This is a genomic window from Pseudomonas sp. Pse79 (assembly GCF_024519615.1).
GTDB lineage: Bacteria > Pseudomonadota > Gammaproteobacteria > Pseudomonadales > Pseudomonadaceae > Aquipseudomonas > Aquipseudomonas veronii.
Map to the genome: position 1 here is coordinate 1 of NZ_JALJRR010000067.1, position 1200 is coordinate 1200.

Genomic DNA, 1200 nt, shown 5'->3' on the forward strand with positions numbered 1-1200 from the left:
AATCAATCCCAGCTCAACGCACCGCCAGTCTGGTACTCGATCACACGGGTCTCAAAGAAATTCTTCTCTTTCTTCAAGTCCATGATCTCGCTCATCCATGGGAACGGATTCGTCGTCCCTGGATACTCTTCCTTCAAACCGATCTGCGACAGACGACGGTTAGCGATGAACTTGAGGTAGTCCTCCATCATCGCCGCGTTCATGCCGAGAACACCGCGTGGCATGGTGTCGCGCGCGTATTCGATCTCCAGCTGGGTCCCTTGCAGGATCATCTGGGTCGCTTCTTCCTTCATCTCGGCGTCCCACAGGTGTGGGTTTTCGATTTTGATCTGGTTGATCACGTCGATGCCGAAGTTCAGGTGCATCGACTCGTCGCGCAGGATGTACTGGAACTGCTCGGCCACGCCGGTCATTTTGTTGCGGCGGCCCATGGAGAGGATCTGGGTGAAGCCGCAATAGAAGAAGATGCCTTCCAGTACGCAGTAGTAGGCCACCAGGTTGCGCAGCAGTTCTTTGTCGGTGTCGACGGTGCCGGTTTCGAATTTCGGGTCGGAGATGGAGCGCGTGTATTTCAGGCCCCAGGCGGCTTTTTTCGCGACCGATGGGATCTCGTGGTACATGTTGAAGATCTCGCCTTCATCCATGGCCAGCGATTCGATGCAGTACTGGTAGGCGTGGGTGTGGATCGCTTCTTCGAAGGCCTGGCGCAGGATGTACTGGCGGCACTCCGGGTTGGTGATCAGGCGGTACACGGCCAGGACCAGGTTGTTGGCGACCAGCGAGTCGGCGGTGGAGAAGAAGCCGAGGTTGCGCATGACGATGCGACGCTCGTCGTCGGTCAGGCCTTCGGGGTTTTTCCACAGCGCGATGTCGGCGGTCATGTTGACCTCTTGCGGCATCCAGTGGTTGGCGCAGCCGTCGAGGTATTTCTGCCAGGCCCAGTCGTACTTGAAGGGCACGAGCTGGTTGAGGTCGGCGCGACAGTTGATCATGCGCTTTTCGTCGACAGCGACGCGGGCGGAGGCGCCTTCGAGTTCGGCGAGGCCTTCGGCGATGTCGAGTTTGTCGAGGGCAGCCTTGGCGCGGATGATCGCGGCGGAGTCGTTGGCGGTGACGGCGCGGGCTTCGATGGCGGCAGCGGCGCCGGCACCGTCGAGGCGGTCCATGTTGGCTTCGGTGGCGTGGCCGGCGTTGGCGCCT

General features: G+C 60.0%; 1 protein-coding gene. It reads right to left on the minus strand.

Features of this window, described 5'->3' with window-relative positions:
- Positions 1-2: 2 nt before the first annotated feature.
- Entirely contained in the window at positions 3-1166 is a 1164-nt protein-coding gene (locus tag NR164_RS30240) for a ribonucleotide-diphosphate reductase subunit beta (protein WP_178087560.1), read from the minus strand.
- Positions 1167-1200 lie beyond the last annotated feature (34 nt).

Coding starts and splice junctions, on each gene's coding strand:
- NR164_RS30240 (WP_178087560.1), bottom strand. CDS start 1,166: ATGGACCGCCTCGACGGTGCCGGCGCCGCTGCCGCCATCGAAGCCCGC.